Origin of the sequence: Chryseobacterium sp. MA9, assembly GCF_024399315.1 — a bacterium.
Classification (GTDB): domain Bacteria; phylum Bacteroidota; class Bacteroidia; order Flavobacteriales; family Weeksellaceae; genus Chryseobacterium.
The window spans coordinates 1,610,124-1,628,759 of record NZ_CP075170.1 but is presented as its reverse complement, the minus strand read 5'-3'; the positions used below and the strand labels follow the sequence as shown (position 1 = coordinate 1,628,759).

General features: G+C 35.6%; 12 protein-coding genes. 9 read left to right on the top strand and 3 right to left on the bottom strand.

The features are described from left to right. The first annotated feature begins 51 nt into the window (after positions 1 to 51). The 4 genes from KIK00_RS07445 to KIK00_RS07430 are packed head-to-tail and all read left to right on the top strand — an operon-like array spanning position 52 to position 6,307. The gene (locus KIK00_RS07445; protein ID WP_255815918.1) at positions 52 to 1,386 is read left to right on the top strand and encodes a TolC family protein; all 1,335 of its coding nucleotides are present in this window, start codon (positions 52 to 54) and stop codon (positions 1,384 to 1,386) included. Between the two features lie 16 nt (positions 1,387 to 1,402). Further along, entirely contained in the window at positions 1,403 to 2,446 is a 1,044-nt protein-coding gene (locus KIK00_RS07440) for an efflux RND transporter periplasmic adaptor subunit (RefSeq protein WP_255815917.1), read from the top strand. Positions 2,447 to 2,452: 6 nt separating this feature from the next. Then, positions 2,453 to 5,518: an efflux RND transporter permease subunit gene (locus tag KIK00_RS07435; protein WP_255815916.1), complete on the top strand. Its 3,066-nt coding sequence runs from the start codon at positions 2,453 to 2,455 to the stop codon at positions 5,516 to 5,518. Between the two features lie 12 nt (positions 5,519 to 5,530). Next, complete coding sequence (locus tag KIK00_RS07430; RefSeq protein WP_255815915.1) at positions 5,531 to 6,307, top strand: SDR family oxidoreductase; 777 nt, start codon at positions 5,531 to 5,533, stop codon at positions 6,305 to 6,307. 494 nt (positions 6,308 to 6,801) lie between these two features. On the opposite strand, the gene KIK00_RS07425 is transcribed toward KIK00_RS07430, so the two are convergent. Both KIK00_RS07425 and KIK00_RS07420 read right to left on the bottom strand, forming a co-directional pair. Continuing rightward, positions 6,802 to 7,605, bottom strand: coding sequence for an abortive infection system antitoxin AbiGi family protein (locus tag KIK00_RS07425; RefSeq protein ID WP_255815914.1), 804 nt, complete (start codon positions 7,603 to 7,605; stop codon positions 6,802 to 6,804). 177 nt (positions 7,606 to 7,782) lie between these two features. Further along, on the bottom strand, positions 7,783 to 10,761 hold the full coding sequence (locus KIK00_RS07420; protein WP_255815913.1) for a TrlF family AAA-like ATPase: 2,979 nt from the start codon (positions 10,759 to 10,761) through the stop codon (positions 7,783 to 7,785). A gap of 605 nt (positions 10,762 to 11,366) precedes the next feature. On the opposite strand from KIK00_RS07420, the gene KIK00_RS07415 reads away from it, so the two are divergent. Beyond that, positions 11,367 to 11,912, top strand: a complete 546-nt coding sequence (locus KIK00_RS07415) for a hypothetical protein (protein WP_255815912.1) — start codon at positions 11,367 to 11,369, stop codon at positions 11,910 to 11,912. A 74-nt stretch (positions 11,913 to 11,986) separates the two neighbouring features. Here KIK00_RS07415 and KIK00_RS07410 read toward each other — a convergent pair whose 3' ends face one another. Continuing rightward, positions 11,987 to 12,499 carry an AAA family ATPase gene (locus tag KIK00_RS07410; protein ID WP_255815911.1) on the bottom strand — a complete coding sequence of 171 codons (513 nt, stop codon included), beginning with the start codon at positions 12,497 to 12,499 and terminating at the stop codon, positions 11,987 to 11,989. 149 nt (positions 12,500 to 12,648) lie between these two features. Between KIK00_RS07410 and KIK00_RS07405 the strand changes: the two genes are divergently transcribed. The 4 genes from KIK00_RS07405 to KIK00_RS07390 all read left to right on the top strand — a co-directional run bounded on the left by KIK00_RS07405 (position 12,649) and on the right by KIK00_RS07390 (position 18,315). Continuing rightward, a complete protein-coding gene (locus KIK00_RS07405) occupies positions 12,649 to 13,320 on the top strand; it encodes a hypothetical protein (RefSeq protein WP_255815910.1) in 672 nt (223 codons plus the stop codon). Between the two features lie 145 nt (positions 13,321 to 13,465). Then, the gene (locus KIK00_RS07400) at positions 13,466 to 15,970 is read left to right on the top strand and encodes a PIG-L family deacetylase (protein ID WP_255815909.1); all 2,505 of its coding nucleotides are present in this window, start codon (positions 13,466 to 13,468) and stop codon (positions 15,968 to 15,970) included. 100 nt (positions 15,971 to 16,070) lie between these two features. Further along, a complete protein-coding gene (locus KIK00_RS07395) occupies positions 16,071 to 17,762 on the top strand; it encodes a sodium:solute symporter (protein ID WP_255815908.1) in 1,692 nt (563 codons plus the stop codon). Positions 17,763 to 17,796: 34 nt separating this feature from the next. After that, a complete protein-coding gene (locus KIK00_RS07390; protein WP_255815907.1) occupies positions 17,797 to 18,315 on the top strand; it encodes a DUF2911 domain-containing protein in 519 nt (172 codons plus the stop codon). Positions 18,316 to 18,636: the final 321 nt, after the last annotated feature.

Below are 18,636 nucleotides of genomic sequence, written 5' to 3'. Positions count from 1 at the left end.
TTTTTTTGTCAAAAAAATGAACAATGTTCAAATTATAAACAATGTATTTAAATGAAAAAACTGTCAATGTTATTACTGATTTGTTTAGGATGCATCACATATTCCCAAACTAACCTTGATCGATACATCGAAATCGGTCTTGAAAATAATGAAGTTATCAAACAAAGAAATTTTGATATCAATAAAAGCCTGTATGCTTTACAGGAAGCTAAGTCACTGTTTTCACCTTCGGTAGCTTTAATAACCAATTACACGATTGCCGACGGTGGAAGAACGATTGATATTCCTATCGGGGATATGCTGAATCCTGTGTACAGCACCTTGAATCAGATCACCAATTCCAACGCTTTTCCTTCGCTGGAGAATCAGTCGGTGCTGATTAATCCTAATAATTTCTATGACATAAAGCTTCATACGACAATGCCGCTTTTGAATTATGAGATTATTTACAACAAAAAGATTAAAACACAGCAAGCGGGTTTACAAAAAATTGAACTGGAAATTTACCGGCGCGAATTGGTAAAGGATATCAAGATTGCATACTATAAATACTTGCAATCTTTAGAAGGTATCAGAATTTATCAGAATGCTTTATTGATGGTGAAGGAAAATCAGAGAGTGAACAGAGCGCTTTTTAAGAATGACAAAATCAATCGTACAGCAGTACTGAGAAGTGATAATGAAGTAACAAGAATTCAGGCTAATCTCGAAACCGCCATCAATACAAGCAAAAATGCCCAGGCTTACTTTAATTTTCTGTTGAATCAGAAGCTGGATACTGAGATTGAAACCGATGAAATTATAGAAATTCCGACAGAATTGCTCTCGGAAAATACAGAAAACAAGGAAGAATTGCAGAAGCTGAATCAGGCTAAAGAGATCAATGAAAATGTGTATCAGCTGACAAGATCCAGTTGGTTTCCAAAACTAAGCGGCTTCGCAGATCTCGGTTTTCAGGATTTTGATTTCAGGGTTGATAAGACTTCACGCTATTATTTTGCAGGTCTGAGCCTGGAATGGAATATTTTTTCAGGTAATAAAAACAAATACAAACTGAAACAGGTAGATGAAGAAAGTAAAAAATTAGATTCTCAGATCAATAATGCCAAACAGCAGTTGCTACTCCAGTTTCAGGTTTCTCAAAATAATTTAAAATCCGCTTTGGAACAGTATGAATCTGACAGTAAACAGAAAGAGACCGCTACAAAATACAATGATGATGTCACCAAATTATACAAAGAAGGTTTAGCGATCTACATCGAATTGCTGGATGCCCAAAATCAGGTCGTCAACACACAGCTTAATACCAACATTGCCCTTTACAATTCATGGATTGCCTTCGCAGAGCTGGAAAGAGCCAATGCCACTTTCAATCTTAATCAATAAAATCAACACAGTTATTATGAATAAAACCATAACCATATCCTTGCTTTCAATCTTACTGACAGCTTCCTGCAAAGAAGAAAAAAAAGAGTCAAAACCATTTGAAACAACTGATATAATTGCCGTAAAAACAGCGTCTGTAGGATCATTGGCTCTTGCTTCAAACATCAATGCCTCCGGTTTGGTAACCACAGAAAATGAAACCACCTATTCCTTTAAAATAGGAGGAGTTGTGAACGGAATTTTTGTGGAGGAAGGACAGTTTTTCAGAAAAGGTCAGCTACTGGCCACTTTGGACGAGACAGAGATTCGTTCAGGCCTCAATCAGTCGGATTTAAATGTGCAGAAATACGAACGTGATTACAGACGCGCCACCAACTTATATAAAGACAGCGTGTATACCTTGGAGCAGGTTCAGAACACCAAGACCGGACTGGATATCGCCCGTAAACAGAAAGATGCGGTTGCATTCAATGCCAGATATGCGAAAATTTATGCAACCGCGGACGGTTTCGTTTCCCAAAAAGTGGCCGGTAAAGGTGAGATTGTAGGACCAGGCTCACCGGTTCTCATGATTAATGAAACTTCCAACAATAATAATTATCTATTGAAAGTAGGACTTACCGATACCGAATGGGCTTCTGTAAAGATCGGACAAAAAGCAGTGGTTACACTGGATGGTTATCCCGGCAAAAGTTTCGATGCCTTTATTTTCAGGAAGTCGCAGGCAGCTGATATGGCGCTTGGCTCTTTTCAGGTGGAGCTTAAACTGACGATGAATGACAGCAAGCCCGCAGTAGGAATGTTTGGAAAAGCCGAGATTAAGACTGATCATTCGGAAGATTTTATAATGGTTCCCTACAATTCCTTAATTGAAGCTGACGGGAATAAAGCTTTCGTTTTTGTGGTTGAAAATAACAAAGTGAAGAAAAGACCTATTACGATTGCCAGATTTGAAAATGATAAAGTGTTTGTAAAGGACGGACTTCAAAAGAACAATAAAATTGTGATCTCCAACAGTGCTTATCTGAATGAGCAATCAACTATTAAAATTATTAATTAAGAAACGATGAAGATTACAAATTTTGCCGTTAAAAATTATCAGTTTACGCTGATCATATTTCTTCTTGTTGCGGTGGTCGGTTTCTTAACGCTCTTCACAATGCCAAGATCCGAAGATCCATCCACGCATCCGCCACAATATCTGATCACCGTGATTTATCCCGGAACAAGCCCGAAAGATATGGAAGAACAGGTGGTAAAGCCCATCGAAAATAAAATCTACGGGCTGGAAAATATTGATAAAATACTGACGACTGTAGAAGACGGCGTTGCCGCTTTTCAGGTTAAATTTAAATATGGTGTTGATGTCGATAATAAGTATCAGGAAATTTCAACTGAGATTAATGCCTTAAAAAACAGTGAGCTTCCGAAAGATATTTATCAGATCAAAACAGAAAAAATATCATCTTCTGATGTGAAAATTCTGCAGGTTGCCCTGGTTTCTGAGAGTGCTTCCGAGAAAAAACTTCGAGATGAGGCAGATAAGCTTAAAACAAAACTTGAAAAGATCACGAATCTTAAAAATGTCATCTATTCAGGAATGCCAGAGCAGGAGATTAGGGTTGATCTTAAACTGGATAAGCTTGCACAACTGAGAATACCCTTAAATGTTGTTATGGGAAGTTTGCAGAGTGAGGCAGCCGATATCCCCGGAGGAAGTATCGATATGGGAACCAAGGTGTTCAATGTTAAAACCAGCGGTAAATTCAAAAATGAACAGGATGTTGCCAACACCGTCATTTATAATGCCAATGGTAAGATTGTCTATATGAAAGACGTTGCCGAGGTTGGTTACAAATCGCAGACCGTTGACCATATCACCCGAATCAACGGCCATCGTTGCATTCTTGTAAGTGCCGGAATGAAGGATAATGTGAATATTACCGATGTTCAGAAACAATTTGCCCCTATTTTGGAAGAATTCTCAAAAGATCTTCCTGAAAATATTAAGTTGATCAAAAACTTCGACCAGGCTGATATGGTTTCCCAGCGTCTGGGGCATTTAGGTTTTGACTTCGGATTGGCCATTGTTTTGGTTATCATTACATTGCTGCCTTTAGGTTCAAGAGCATCTGTTATTGTAATGATTTCAATTCCGCTTTCGTTGGCATTAGGTTTAATTGCGATGAATGCACTAGGATTTTCACTGAATCAGTTGAGTATCGTGGGATTGGTTGTAGCATTGGGATTATTGGTTGATGACAGTATTGTGGTTGTGGAAAATATAGAGCGCTGGCTACGTGAAGGGCATTCTAAAAAAGATGCGGTTCTTAAAGGAACCAAACAGATCGGTTTGGCGGTTGTAGGATGTACCGCAACATTGATCATTGCATTTTTACCATTGGCATTCCTTCCTGATATCGCCGGGGAATTCATACGGAGCCTTCCGGTAGCTGTAATTACGAGTGTTTTGGCGTCCATGCTGGTTGCGCTAACCCTCGTTCCATTTTTAGGCAGCCGATTCCTGAAGACCCACGACCATGAAGGTGGAAATATTTTCCTACAGTATCTTCAGAAATTTCTGACCAACAGTTACAAAGGAATTATGCCGAAAGCCTTGAAATATCCCAAAATAACAATCGGAATTTCAATTGCATTAAGTGTTTTGGCATTTGGATTATTCAGTTTAACAGGTTTTAAATTATTCCCGACTTCAGAAAAACCGATGTTTCTGATCAATATCAAAACACCGCTTCAGTCTAATATTTCAGAGAGTGACCGCGTTGCCAGGATTGTTGAATCAGAATTAAAAAAGCATCAAGAAATAACCTTTTACACTTCCAATGTAGGAAAAGGGAATCCACAGATTTACTACAATGTGCATCCACAGGACAGAAAGCCTGATTTTGCGCAGATCTTTGTGCAGTTGGATGACGAAGCAAAACCTGAAACGAAGACTGCTTTGATTGAAACTTTAAGGGAAAAATTCAAAACAATGCCTTACGCCAAAGTTGAGGTAAAAGATTTTGAACAGGGAACTCCGATTGAAGCCAATATTGTCGTGCGCTTATTCGGAGAAGATCCTGCTGTTTTGAGACAACTTTCTTCTCAGGTAGAAAATATTTTGAGAAAGCAAGAAGGAACGATGTACATCAACAATGAACTAAACACCTACAAAACCGATGTTAAAGTAAAAATCAACAAGGAAAAAGCGAGAACTCTAGGAGTGATGACGAGTGAGGTGGATAAAGTCATTCGTCTTGCCGTAGCCGGATTGCCGGTGGGAGACTATATCGACGACCGCGGCGATGCAAGAACAGTAACACTGACTTTACCGAGAGAAAAATTCTCTAATCTGGACGCCCTGAAGAATCTGTATGTCAATAATGTGCAAGGGGTACCAATTGCGCTCAATGAGATTGCTGCCGTTTCATTTGAAACATCTCCTACGGCAATCAACCATTTCAATAAATCAAGATTTGCAAAGGTTTCGGCCATGTCTGCAAAAGGATATTATGCCAATGATTTATTGGTTGACATTATTCCTCAATTGGATCAGCTGAAAATGCCAAAAGGCTACTACTATAAACTGTCAGGAGAAAAAGAATCAGAAGGTGATGCGTTAGGAGGAAACTTCATTTCTGTCATTATCTTAAGCACTTTTCTTTTCATTGCGGTGCTGTTGCTTCAGTTCAAAACTTTTAAAGGAATTATCATTGTATTGTCGATTATTCCATTGGGGATTTTGGGCGGTGTCATTTTGTTGCTGATTGATGGAAGCCCGATGTCATTAGTGGCAATTATCGGATTTATCGGACTGTCCGGAATTCAGGTTAAAAATTCTCTGTTACTGGTGGATTTTACCAACCAGTTGAGATTGGAAGGCCATTCGATTGATGAGGCCATTGCTATTGCGGGTGAAACGCGTTTTCTTCCTGTAGTTTTAACTTCCATCACGGCGATTTGCGGTTTAATTCCTTTGGCTTTAAACTCCAATCCTTTGATCGCTCCATTAGCCATCGTATTGATTGGCGGACTTATCAGCTCAACGATTCTCTCCAGAATTGTTACGCCGGTAATGTACAAACTGATTCCTCCAAGTCTGGACATTGAAAACAATGAAGAATATTAAAATTGAATAAAAATGAAAGAATACATTTTAATAACAGGCGCATCATCCGGTATAGGTTACCATATGGCCGTTCAGTTAGCTGAATTAAAGAAAGATCTGATTTTGGTAGCCCGAAGCGAAGATAAGCTCAAGAAACTTGCATCAGAACTCACTGCTACATACGGAATTTCCGTGGAATATATCGTCAAAGATTTGTCTGTTGTTGAAAATGCCATTGCACTATACCGTGAAGTTCAGGACAGAAATCTGCTTGTAACCGGATTGGTTAATAATGCTGGCGTAGGAACTTACGGAAAATTTACAAAAACATCATTGGAAGAAGAATTAAAAATGATCGATTTGAATATTTCCAGTCTCGTGGCACTTAACAAATTGTTTGTCAAAGATATGGTGACCAGAAAATCAGGCAGAATTATGAATATCTCATCTCTGATGGCATTCTTGCCATTCCCTTATTATTCGGTGTATTCTGCAACGAAGACTTTTGTCTTGGCCTTTACAGAAACACTCGCTTCCGAACTGGAAGGAACGGGCGTAGTTGTAACAGCATTATGTCCCGGGCCGATCGATACAGGCTTCTACAATGAAGAAATGTTACAAGCCAATATGATGAAGAGCAATAAACCCGTTAAGCCTGAGGTGGTTGCAAAAGAAGGTGTGAAACTTCTTTTACATGGAAAAGGTAAGAAAATTGTCGGTTTTATGAACTGGTTCCTGTCTAATATTCCACGCGTAACTCCGGATTTTTTAATGATGAAAATTAAAAAGAATCTGGCTGCAAAGGGGTGATTTCTTAAAGACTGTAAAAAGACATTAATCCGGTAAATAGTGCTATCGAAACAAATAAAAATGGGGCCACTTGTCTTAATAAGTAGCCCCATTTGGCTTTTAGTGATCTCGACGAGCGTATCTTCAAACATTTTATAGATGATTTAATCCGTCTGAGTCAAATTAAACAAGAATTATAAACCTGTTTCTTATCAGATAATTTTCTTGTAGGTGAACTTCTTGAAATTTAATTTTAAGCATTAAAAACAATTGAAGTTAACATAGTTGATCTTTAATTTGCTTTGATGTCACCATACAAGTGATCAACTACTTTTTCTAAAATTTCTCCTGTTTCATTAAAGCTGGTGTTTGTCAATATGGATATCCCTATATTTTGTTTAAGATAAATCACAAACCAATTCTGCATTCCGTAAATGATTGGTAATCATAATTTTTAAAATATTGGGCTCTCTCTCCAAAGTTGGGAGACTTCGGATAGCAGTGGAAATTAATACTTAGAAATCGTTTTTAATGCTTTTAGGATTGAATATTACTAAATTACCACTCAAAATAGATTCAATTACTACTTCTTTTCCAAACTTTTCATTTAAAACTGTGATAATAGACTTTCGTTGAGAGTCACTGTTAATCATTATGTAACGTAAATCATTGATTTCATTAATCTCTAAAGCTAATTCGGGGAAATGAGGTTTTTTTCTGAATTCATTATCTTTTAATAATTGAAATTCATCCTCAGTTTCATGTATTATTTTACTTACTTCATTCGGGAGATTTGGAATATATCTCCATTCTCTTTCCAAATAAGTAATTATTTCTTTTCCTTTATATTCAACTTTCCAGTTTTTGAAATGTTGAATGGCTGGAATTGTTATTTTATTTACTTCTTTAATTATTTTTTCATATTCAGTATAATCAGTTGTATCTTCTTTTCCTTCCAGTTTAGCTTTAATTATTTGTGGAAACATTTTCTCAAATAAGTCCCAAATATGTATATTATTTATATCACGATGTATATTACGGAATTTTGTGTTTTCATGCGTATAAACTACAGGTGAAATAGAATTTTTAATTGCCCAATCTAAGCTCATTCCAATGCCATAATTTCCATATCGTGCATACAATTCAACATCTTTTATAGGAATATTACAAAAACTCACCATAGGAATATAGTAATTGTTATCACCTACTTTTTCGATACAGTATGAGGGAGCAAATCCATTTTTTAGCATACTTTTTAATAAGGAAATATTTCTTGTGTAATGAAAAATATGATTTATTTTCTTTTGTTCGAAGCCCATTAGTTAAATTTTTTTTTTTTGATAATACGGTTATAAATCACTTCTAATATATAATTTAATACATATGTGTATCCCCGCTGCGCAAAGTCTCTTGACTTTGAGGTATGCAATTAAGAATATTTTATAATACATGCTCCGAAGCCGGGAGACTTTGGAAAGTGAGAGAACAGTAATAAATTATGATAATAATTTTTCAAAACGGTATCTTTTTTCTCTAAGGAGAAAAGCATCTTTACCTCCTTCTACAATATCAGCAATATGTTCTCTGATTCCCATTGATTTTAAAAGGTCTTTTTCTTCTTTATTTATTGGTGAGTTATTTTCAATTGCTCCATTTATATAGTCAAATAAAAACTCACTAGAAGATTCAACATCATTTTGACCTTTTTGATTGGCTACAATGATGTTTTCTGCATCTGAGTTTACTACAATATTAGCATTGTGGGTTACTACAATAATTTGACGTTCCAGTTTTTTATTCTTTAAATAAAACACTAAATCACGGGTGATCGATCTGTTATCTAAATTGTCTTCTGGTTGATCTATTAAAATAGGCGATTTCGATATACTTAGTCCGATAATCAACATTAAAATGACAAAACTTGCTTTACCAGTTGACATTTCTCCAAGTTTATCATTTTTATATGTTATTTTCCAGTAATCAAAGAAATAATCATCCAATAGCATTTTAATTCCTTCTTTTTTATTCACTTTAGGAAGAATCGCATAATTACCATTACAAATCTCATCGAAAACTTTTTCCAGCTCTGCTTTGATTACTGCATATTTAAAATCTGAGGTTGCCTTTTTTTGTTCATTGAATATCTCAGGATAGTTATTGTAATGAGCTTTTCTCCCATCACTAATTTCGAAAATCTTTTTATACAATTTCACAAAATTAAACTGAGAAATACCTTCTATTTTTAATCCATCTTTTTCAAGATCTGTTGTTCTTCCTTTTAGATCAGTAATAATTTGCTGATACTCTTTATAAGTACTATCATACATTTTAAATATGTCTTCTTTGCATTTTGCTAATGCTTCATTCTTTTCTATCTTTTCCTTATTGAGTTGGTCGATTTCTGTCAATGTTTTTTTATCAGAAGATATAGAATCGTTTAGTACTTTAACCTGCTGTTGAATTTGTTCATTTTTCTGAAAAGGTCTTAATTCTTCGTTAATAATCTTAGATGTACTTTCAATAATAGATACAAGCTCTTTAAATTTATTATCTTTAGTGAAGGATTTCTTCCCTTCCTCATCTGATACTAACTTAATTTCTTCAACCATAAAATCTATCTCTTGCTTAAGGGTTGAAATCATATCTAATTTTTGACGATAATATTCTTTTATACCCTCATCTTTAATACCATTAATAAATGTATCTTTCGAAGTGTTTAAGTTATCAACCTGTTGTCCAAGTTCTTTTAAAGATTCATTAGTATGTTTAAAGTCTTCTTTGAATTCTTCTTTTTTTTGTGTGTTATCAGCTTTTTTTTCTTGAATTTCTTTATATTTTACTAATTCCTCATCGGATAATCCAGCCTCTTTATTTAATTCTTCAACTTTATCAGTATTTGTTTTGATATTTGTTTCCAAAACCTCTTTATTCGACTTTGTTTTTAAATTTGCTTCTATTTTGTGAATTTCATCATTCAAATCAAAGTACTGATTAATTAGATCTTCTCTATCTTTATCAAAATTCTTAACATTTTTGATAAAAGTATCGTATTTTGACCTAGAATCAACATTTTCGTTAATCAATTCTCTTACAAGTTTATTAAGGGGCCGTCCTTTCTTATTAATCTCTGGTTCGGCTAGTTTAACTAAATAGTTTTGAGGAATATATTTTATATCGGGGATAATGGAATTTTCTTCTGAATCTCTAAGCATAGATTGTGAAATGCCTGATTTTGAGGTAATTTCAAAATTAAATTCGCTATCTATTGATTTTAAATCATATTTCTCTTCTGCAATATCTGTCAATAGTATTTCCTGATCAGGAAGAAGCGTCTTTGCAATTGAATACAATAGAATTGATTTTCCTGAAGACTTACCACCAATAATTACATTTAGGTTAGAATTTAGGTAAATCTCTTTATCTAAAAATTTTTTATTAGGAGAAATAAATTTCACCTTATCAATAATCACTTTATCTTCTTTAAAATCAGGTTTAGAAGTTTGTATTTTAACTCTTTGCTCAGGCTCGAAGCAAATTTGACGTAATCCTTCAAATGTTAGATCTGCTTTAATCCACGTAAATCTATTGAAAAGAGTTGCTTCTGAATGGGAATCACAACCAACAAGGCAAGGTTTTAAAGAGCCTCTTTGGTTTATTACTTCTTCCACTTCTTTTTTATACATTCCTTCGTTATAATCTGTGGCTCCCTCTAATCTTTTTCCTAGAAAATATTTAATATCTCTTGGATTGGTTGAAAAAATACAATGTGAAATTTTATAAATAGAAGTTCTTAAGCCATCCAATGAACCTTCTTCATTTTCGAACAAATCATAATGTTGTTGAACTCCAGAAGCTCCATCTTGATTTGAGTTGCTAACTACTAAAATACAGTTTTCATTAAATTTTTTATTTGCATTAATAAGCTTTTTTAAGGATGTTAAATCGATTACAAAATTATCAACTCCTTTTTTATATCTAAGAGCGTCTGTTTCTAAATTCGCATCTAGTTCTTGGCCATAATCAGTTAAACCATGTTTATTCATTTTTTTTCCTTCTTGGTTCGTAAGATGGCCAAAGAAGTCGTTTTCAAGATGTGCAACGTAGTCGGGATTGAAAATACAATGTATATTTATTAGACGAGCTCTATCTGTTGCAGGCAACATTCTAAGTTCTACATTAGGAAAAATAAATATATTCTTAATAAAGTTAATTTCTTCATCTGTAAACAACTGTGCTCCCGTTGTAGAATCAGTTTTTGTTTGTATTTGAGAGACATATTCCAAAGCATCCTTATAGCGGTCAATAGAGAAATAATCTGTTATGCCAATTGCTTGAACGTTATTGTCATATGCTTTTTTAAAAAATGTGTAAAAGAAATCATCTAAAGTTACGGAAGTAAATTGATCGTTTTTATTAGTACCTTTAGTATGTACATGAAAATTCCATTTTCTCCATTCTGAGCCTCTTTTTATCATAGTTTAGTTTTTATGGTGCTTTAATTAAATATGTCAATAAGTTCTTTCAATTTATAATGTTTAAATTTAAAAATATTTCTTTGATTGTACTTACGGAAAACCGTATTGATATATTTCAATAGCTTTTGAGCAATTAAGGTTTAATTTTATAAGATATTAAAGAATAAATATATAAGATTACTATTTATAAAAACTAAGTGTTTTTACGGAATTTTTAGAGTGTTTTTCAGAATTTCGAAATAATAAATCCCAACTTTCGTCAGGATTTATTAATTATATTGTTTTCGTAATCTATATTCCAATCATCTTGAAAAAGCTGGAAAGAGTCAAATTTCTAGCATGGCAAATTCGCATTATTGTAAGAAGAGCAATTTGATAGGTTTCATCGTCTCGTATTCTTCGAACTGTCTTTTCATCTATATTATGATCTACTGCAAATTTGCTATTATTGTTCAGAGGAATAACCCATTCATCCCTTATAAATTCAACAATTTTTCTATTTGCTTCTGTCATAGAAACAAATAAATTACATATTCTTATAAAAACCTCGGACTCAAATCCGAATGTTTGCAATTTTTTATTACATTTATAAAAAAATACAAACAATGAAAAAGAGCAGAACAAAATTCGATACCCGGTTTCGGGCAGATAAAAAACACTCCGGGTTGCAGCTTATGGAAACTTTCTTTCAGTTTAATGAGCTGGATGTTTCCAAAGAAAGGCTCAGCAACATTATGAATTATGCGGTAAAGAGGAATAGTTGGATCAATGAAGATCCGGCGGTCATCTTCCAGTTTCATCAGTCGATGAGGTCGTTGATCCGGGCAGGGTATCTCATCATGCTGAAGGAAAAGAAATGGACTGTCGATACCCGGCTGGAGAAGATTTCCCCGTGGGTTCTTGGCCTGCTTTCGGAGAAAGAATACCGGAATCCTCTGCTGGTTTTCAAAAAGGCATTCAGGGAATACAGCATCAAAGAATATGATTATTTTATGTCCGGAATCGTCTATTTCTCCATGGGCGTCTATGAAAATCTACCGGAAAGGAATATCGTTATGCCCTACATCTATACGGTTAAAATGCTGGATGCTGCACACCTTATTCTTCAAAGAAGGAGAGAAAAGGAGATGGCTGAGACCCATTCAGGATAAGAAAGTTGAGCATAATGCCAGAATTCAAACCTGTAACCTTTTTAAAGCCTTACAGAAGTTACCCACCTCGGATTCTAGGATAAAATTCCGGTCAACACCTGATCTTTTCGGTTCGATGAAGTTCCGCTTACTTTAATGACCTTTATTCCAAGATCCTCAATCCAGTCATAAAGTAACTCATTAACCTTATGCCTGAGTTTTGGCAGCTCTATTTGATGTTTGGATATCAGATCGGGTTCTTCAATAGGGACAAAAACAAAAACATCAATTTCATCGATGATGGTTTGAATTTTTTCAAAGAGAAACTGGATATTTCGACCTGAATCAAGAACATGAAGATAAGCTAAGATATCAATGACACATCTATCAAATATGACATCATCTCCGCTTTTGAAGACCAGTTTGGCTGCATAATTAAATTGTTCAAGAAAATCGTCAGGATGAGGTTCTTCTGAAAATTCATACCCTGAAGACTCCATCTGGTAATAGGGTTCTATTTCAAGTGTGTATCCGGGAAGGTTCTCCTGAAGTTCTTCTGCCAATGTGGTTTTACCGACTTTGTGAGCACCGATTATTGCAATTCTCATATTTCAGTTTATATTGTAATCCAAAAGTCTAATACGAAATTTTCGTGCCTGTTTTTTGAGCGTCCATTATATAACGTTTTGTCAATCTATTTAACACATAATTTTTCTATATTTAGAACAAGTATATAAATATAATATAAAAAAAGACAATGCCAATAAACCCACTACCTCCGGATGGAGGCATGTTATATAAAGAAACAGATATGGCTCAGTTTTTCCCCGAGCCATTAAATGCAGTAACTGCTATATTATTTTTAGCCATAGCCATTTTCTGGACCCTTAAACTGAAGGGTAATTTCAAAAAATATCCTTTTTTAACATACTGCTTGGTGTTATTATATATTGGTGCCATAGGGGGAACTGTTTACCATTCATTCAGACAATGGCCGGTATTTATCATGATGGATTGGATGCCCATTATGTTGCTCTGTTTGTCTGCCGGATTTTATTTTGTAGCTCAGAGCATCAGGTGGTACTATGCTGCTTTAATGGTTCTTGTATATCTGATATTTATGTTTGCTTTGAGAAATTGGATTTTGGTAGATAACACTTCTCTCTTTATCAACGTAAATTATGCAATCATGGCCTCATTTGTACTTTTTTCGGTATTAAGTTATTTAATCTATACCCAATGGAAAGCAGGCAAATGGGTAGGCTTTGCTTTATTATCGTTTGCTCTCGCGCTCACTTTCCGCATTGTTGATAAATGGGAATGGTTTAGTTTCGGAACACACTTTTTATGGCATACTTTTGGGGCGGCAGCAACATTTTGCATGTTTAATTATATCTACCTTACGCGGAATACAATTAGAAAAACATAAATGATTTTTATTTTCCTTGAAACTCTGATTTATGCATAGGTAATGAGTAGCAATGTTTATTTAATTTTGTGAAATTCACAGTCTAATTCTTTTAAGATTGAAAGAAAGATGATTTACTTATATTTGCCCTGCAAAGTAAAATTAAATGTTTAAAAAAGTAAGCACTGTATTTATCCTTGGATTTTATACGGTTTTTTGTTCGGCCCAGCAGGTTCGGCCCTCCAAATCATCTGAAATTTACCGTGAACTCAAAACACTTAAACAGCTGCCTAAAGTTTTATACCTTGCAGCTCATCCCGATGATGAAAATACAGGATTACTCTCCTGGTTAATCAACGACCAAAATGTAGAAACAGGCTATTTGTCTTTAACCAGAGGTGATGGTGGTCAGAATTTATTAGGTACAGAGCAAGGTGCTGCATTGGGGTTAATCAGAACACATGAACTTTTAGAGGCACGAAAGTTAGACGGCGCCCAACAGTTTTTTACCCGTGCGATTGATTTCGGATTCTCTAAAAATACTACTGACACCTTTAAACAATGGGATGAAAATAGTATTATAGCAGATGTAGTTTGGGTAATCCGTAAATTCCGTCCGGATGTTATCATTTGCCGTTTTCCTCCTACTGCTGCTGCAGGCCACGGACAACATGCGGCTTCGGCTGTGGTTGCGGAAAAAGCTTTTAAGCTGGCAGGCGATAAAACTGCTTTCCCAGATCAACTAAAACATGTTAATGCATGGCAGCCAAAACGCGTATTGTGGAATACCTTCCGCTTTGGTGGGGTCAATACGACAGCTGAAAATCAACTGAAAGTTACCGTTGGGCAATATGATGCACAATTGGGAATGGGCTACGGTGAATTGGCAGGATTAAGCAGAAGTTTACATAAAAGCCAGGGTGCGGGAACACAGTCTGTAGCCGGCATCAGAACTGAATATTTTGCCCATGTTATTGGCGAACCTGCAAAAACAACACTTTTTGACGGAGTAGGTAAAACCTGGACTTCAAAAGGAAACGCTGATATTGACCATTCGTTAGATGAAATTATTTCCGCTTTCAATTTCAATAATCCAGACCGTAGTTTACCTGCTTTGCTTGCTTTGCGAAAAAAGGTTGTAGCTCTTCAGGATGCAGACCTAAAAAGGGATAAAATTAAATCTCTTGACAATATCATTTTAAGCTGTGCGGGGTTTATGGGCGAGGTCGTTACCAATCAAGCTGAAGCTGTTGCTGGAGATCATTACAATTTCAGGTTAAATCTGATTTCAAGAGCTGAAAATCCTGTCGTTTTAGAAAATGTAAAATGGTTAACTCAATCAGAAAGCTTCAACAGAAAACTATCAAAAGATTCTTTAATTACCATTCAGCATGATATTCAGATTCCTGCAGATGCAGCACTCACAGAACCTTACTGGTTGGCAAAATCTCCCACGAACGCAGCAACTTTCTCTGTTCCGAATGATACTTTAATCGGTTTGCCTGAGACAGAATCACCACTGAATGTTTTGCTTAGTTTAAAAATCGGTTCTGAAAATTTTCAGGTTAAACTTCCTTTATCCTTCAAAAAATTAGACCCGGTGCGCGGTGATGTGGTGGAAGCCTTGCGCATTGTTCCCGCATTGGAACTTAAATTTACGCAACCCCTTTATTGGGTCAAAGAAAATGAAGATTTACATTTGAGTTTAAATTTTAAAGTTAATTCTAACAGACAGTATAATAAAGGTATTCTCAACCTGATGTATAACGGAGAACGATTAGGCGGCGCTGATTTAAGTTCACTCAATGGAAAAGATACTACCATCGATTACGTTATTCCAAAAACTAAGTTTGCCTCAATACATTCGGCTCGTTTGCAATTGGATGCCAATTTTGTGGCAGATGGAGTCACTTATAATAAAAAACAAGTATTAATTCAGTACCCGCATTTACCCTCCTTACAATATTTTTCGCCTGCAACTGCAACCGTAATGAAAGGCGATATTCAGGCGAAGGTTAAAAAAGTGGGCTATATAGAAGGAGCGGGCGATTTCATTCCTGAGTTCCTACGCATTGCAGGTATTCAGGTAGATGTTTTGAAAGACGAAGATTTTTATGGCAACATAAATGAATCTGCTGGAAACGGTAGTCAAAACAAGTTATCGCAATATGATGCCATCGTACTTGGTGTTCGTGCCAATAACACAGAGAAAAAACTGGGTCGCTGGATGCCTTTTTTATGGTCTTATGCAAAAGCCGGAGGTAATTTGGTGATGCAGTATAACACCAATCAGGATACAACCGTTGACAAATTGGGAATGTACAATTTCAGTATTGCCAATAAGCGTGTTACCGAAGAAAATGCAGCGGTTACGTTTTTAAATCCAAATCATAAATTACTGAACTTCCCGAATAAAATTACTGCTGATGATTTTAAAGGCTGGGTACAGGAGCGTGGCGCCTATTTCCCTGCTCAATGGGATGCAGCGTATGAACCGCTATTTGAAATGCACGACACAGATGAAGAGCCGCTACAGGGATCAACTTTATACGCCAAATACGGAAAGGGGAATTTTATTTATACACCGTTGGCATTTTTCAGACAGCTGCCTGCGGGAAATGTTGGTGCGGCACGTTTATTTTTTAACTTTTTATCTGCACAGAAAAACTGATGAACAAGCAATTTAAAAATTGGAATACCTTGTATATATTATTAGTAGCTGCATTAGTATTGCAGATCGTATTTTATTATTTGTTTACTAAATTCTGGGCATGAGTAATATAGATTGGACAGTTCTCATTTTGACCCTTTTTGCGGTGGTTGTTTACGGTGTATTTATCGGCCGTGGCCAAAAAAGCAACGAATCATATCTGAAAGCAGATAATAAAATGCCTTGGTACATTGTGCTTATAGGTATAATGGCTACACAGGCAAGTGCCATTACATTTTTGTCAGCACCGGGTCAGGCTTATACAGACGGTATGCGTTTCGTTCAGTATTACTTTGGTTTGCCTTTGGCAATGATTGTTATCTGTATCACTTTTATCCCGATTTTTCAGCGCTTAAATGTTTATACTGCTTATGAATATTTAGAAAACCGTTTTGATAAAAAAACAAGGGTGCTCACTTCACTGCTTTTTCTTTTTTCCAGAGGTTTATCAACAGGAATCAGCATTTATGCTCCCAGTATCATCTTATCAAGCGTTTTAAACTGGAATATCTATTTAACCAATGTTTTAACAGGTGGTATTTTGTTGATTTACACCTATATTGGCGGAGCAAAAGCGATCGCTCACACCCAAAAACTACAGTTTCTCATTATTCTGGGAACAATGGCTTTTGCGGGGTATTTGCTTATTCAAAATATGCCGAATGGAATTGGTTTTAATGACGCACTGTATCTGGCAGGGAAATCAGGAAAGCTCAATGTAATCACCACAGAATTCGATTGGAAAGATAAATACAATATTTGGAGCGGGCTGATTGGTGGTTTTTTTCTGGCACTTTCTTACTTCGGGACGGACCAGAGCCAGGTTGGGAGGTACATTACTGCGAAAGACAATACCAATGCAAAAATGGGTTTACTGTTGAACGGATTGGTGAAAATTCCGATGCAATTTGCTATTCTCCTGATTGGTGCCTTACTTTTCGCATTCTTTTCTCTAAAACCGGCTCCGATCTATTTTAACGAACGGTCTTATCAATATTTAAAGAAAGTACAGCCGGAACAGGCTGCGGTTTTTGAAAAAGAGCATCAGGATTTACAAATAAAATTTAATGCAGAATCGAAAGAAATTCTACAGTTGAAAGAAAATAATTCTCCCCAACTCAAAAAAACAATTCAGGATTTTAAAAACACACAAGCACAAGTAAAAGCACTTCACGGCAGGGTAGAGGAAGCTATCAATAATTCAAACTATAATGCCGAGAAAACGGATACCAATTATATTTTCCTGTATTTCGTAAAAAACACCTTGCCTGTAGGGATGATAGGTTTATTATTTGCCGTAATTTTCCTGGCCAGCTGGGGTTCAATTTCCGCAGCGCTGAATTCTCTTGCCGCCTGCTCATTAAAAGATGTTCATTTGATATTTAAACAAGAAATTCCTGATGATAAAACTGAATTGAAATACAGTCGCCTGCACACTTTAGCCTGGGGGATCTTCTCAATCGGTGTAGCCATGTTTGCCACTCAAATGGGTTCCCTTATTGAAGCGGTTAATGTATTAGGTTCTCTTTTCTACGGTCCGATATTGGGGATTTTTCTGGTCGCATTTTACTATAAAAAAATCGATGGTGCGAATGTATTTATTTCTGCAATTTTATCAGAAATTGCGGTTATTGCCGTTTATCAGTTCGATATTGTTTCTTTCCTTTGGCTTAATGTAATCGGCGCAGCGGCAGTTATTATATTTTCGACAATCATATTGCTGTTTTATAAGCAGAAAGCAGTAAATTCGTAACAAATAATAACAAAAACAAACAAATAAAAATAGTATGAAAACTATCATTAAATCTGCAACCGTACTTGTTGCAACAATGACAATCTCCTTGAATGCCTTTGCACAGGACACTAAAAAACCTGCCAGCCCTCCAGCTACTGCTACGGGAAAAATTAAAGATGCAACCATTACAATTGCTTACAGCAGTCCTTCTGTTAAAGGACGTACAATCTGGGGTGGTCTGGAAGCTTATGATAAAGTTTGGCGTGCGGGTGCCAATGAAGCCACTACTTTCGAAACGGATAAAGACATTACCGTTCAGGGTAAAAAACTTCCTGCAGGTAAATACAGCTTTTTCTTAATCCCTAAACAAAGCGGAACCTGGACTGCAATTTTTAATAAAGAGCCAAAACAATGGGGTGCTTATAAATACGAACAAGCTAAAGATGCTTTACGTGTTGATGTAAAAACAAAAGCTTTACAAGCAACACAGGAAACTTTAGTTTATAAAATAAACAATAATGGATTCACAATGGATTGGGATAAAATCTCAGTTCCTGTAGAGATCAAATAAATGTAAATATCAGAAATGAAAATCCCGTTAATCCGGGATTTTTTGTTTAAAATTTGATTTGAAAGTTTTACTTCTCTATTTCTTTCTCTATTTTCTCTATCATTTTTTCAGCATTACCGTTGGTTCCGCCAAGACTGATTGCTTTTTTATAACTCTCTAATGCTAAATCATATTGCTTATCTGTAAAATAAGCTTCTCCTAAACTATCGAAAAGAATACAATTGCTTCTTTTTGGTTCGTATTATAAAGAGCATTTTTTGCTCTAAGTTCATTCTTTTGATGCTAATATTCTTTCTAAGTTTTTTAGAAATTGTACCAGAG

What these genes read in the sequence shown, in the direction of transcription:
- KIK00_RS07445 (WP_255815918.1), top strand. Translation starts at nt 52, where the DNA reads ATGAAAAAACTGTCAATGTTATTACTGATTTGTTTAGGATGCATCACA.
- KIK00_RS07440 (WP_255815917.1), top strand. Translation starts at nt 1,403, where the DNA reads ATGAATAAAACCATAACCATATCCTTGCTTTCAATCTTACTGACAGCT.
- KIK00_RS07435 (WP_255815916.1), top strand. Translation starts at nt 2,453, where the DNA reads ATGAAGATTACAAATTTTGCCGTTAAAAATTATCAGTTTACGCTGATC.
- KIK00_RS07430 (WP_255815915.1), top strand. Translation starts at nt 5,531, where the DNA reads ATGAAAGAATACATTTTAATAACAGGCGCATCATCCGGTATAGGTTAC.
- KIK00_RS07425 (WP_255815914.1), bottom strand. Translation starts at nt 7,605, where the DNA reads ATGGGCTTCGAACAAAAGAAAATAAATCATATTTTTCATTACACAAGA.
- KIK00_RS07420 (WP_255815913.1), bottom strand. Translation starts at nt 10,761, where the DNA reads ATGATAAAAAGAGGCTCAGAATGGAGAAAATGGAATTTTCATGTACAT.
- KIK00_RS07415 (WP_255815912.1), top strand. Translation starts at nt 11,367, where the DNA reads ATGAAAAAGAGCAGAACAAAATTCGATACCCGGTTTCGGGCAGATAAA.
- KIK00_RS07410 (WP_255815911.1), bottom strand. Translation starts at nt 12,499, where the DNA reads ATGAGAATTGCAATAATCGGTGCTCACAAAGTCGGTAAAACCACATTG.
- KIK00_RS07405 (WP_255815910.1), top strand. Translation starts at nt 12,649, where the DNA reads ATGCCAATAAACCCACTACCTCCGGATGGAGGCATGTTATATAAAGAA.
- KIK00_RS07400 (WP_255815909.1), top strand. Translation starts at nt 13,466, where the DNA reads ATGTTTAAAAAAGTAAGCACTGTATTTATCCTTGGATTTTATACGGTT.
- KIK00_RS07395 (WP_255815908.1), top strand. Translation starts at nt 16,071, where the DNA reads ATGAGTAATATAGATTGGACAGTTCTCATTTTGACCCTTTTTGCGGTG.
- KIK00_RS07390 (WP_255815907.1), top strand. Translation starts at nt 17,797, where the DNA reads ATGAAAACTATCATTAAATCTGCAACCGTACTTGTTGCAACAATGACA.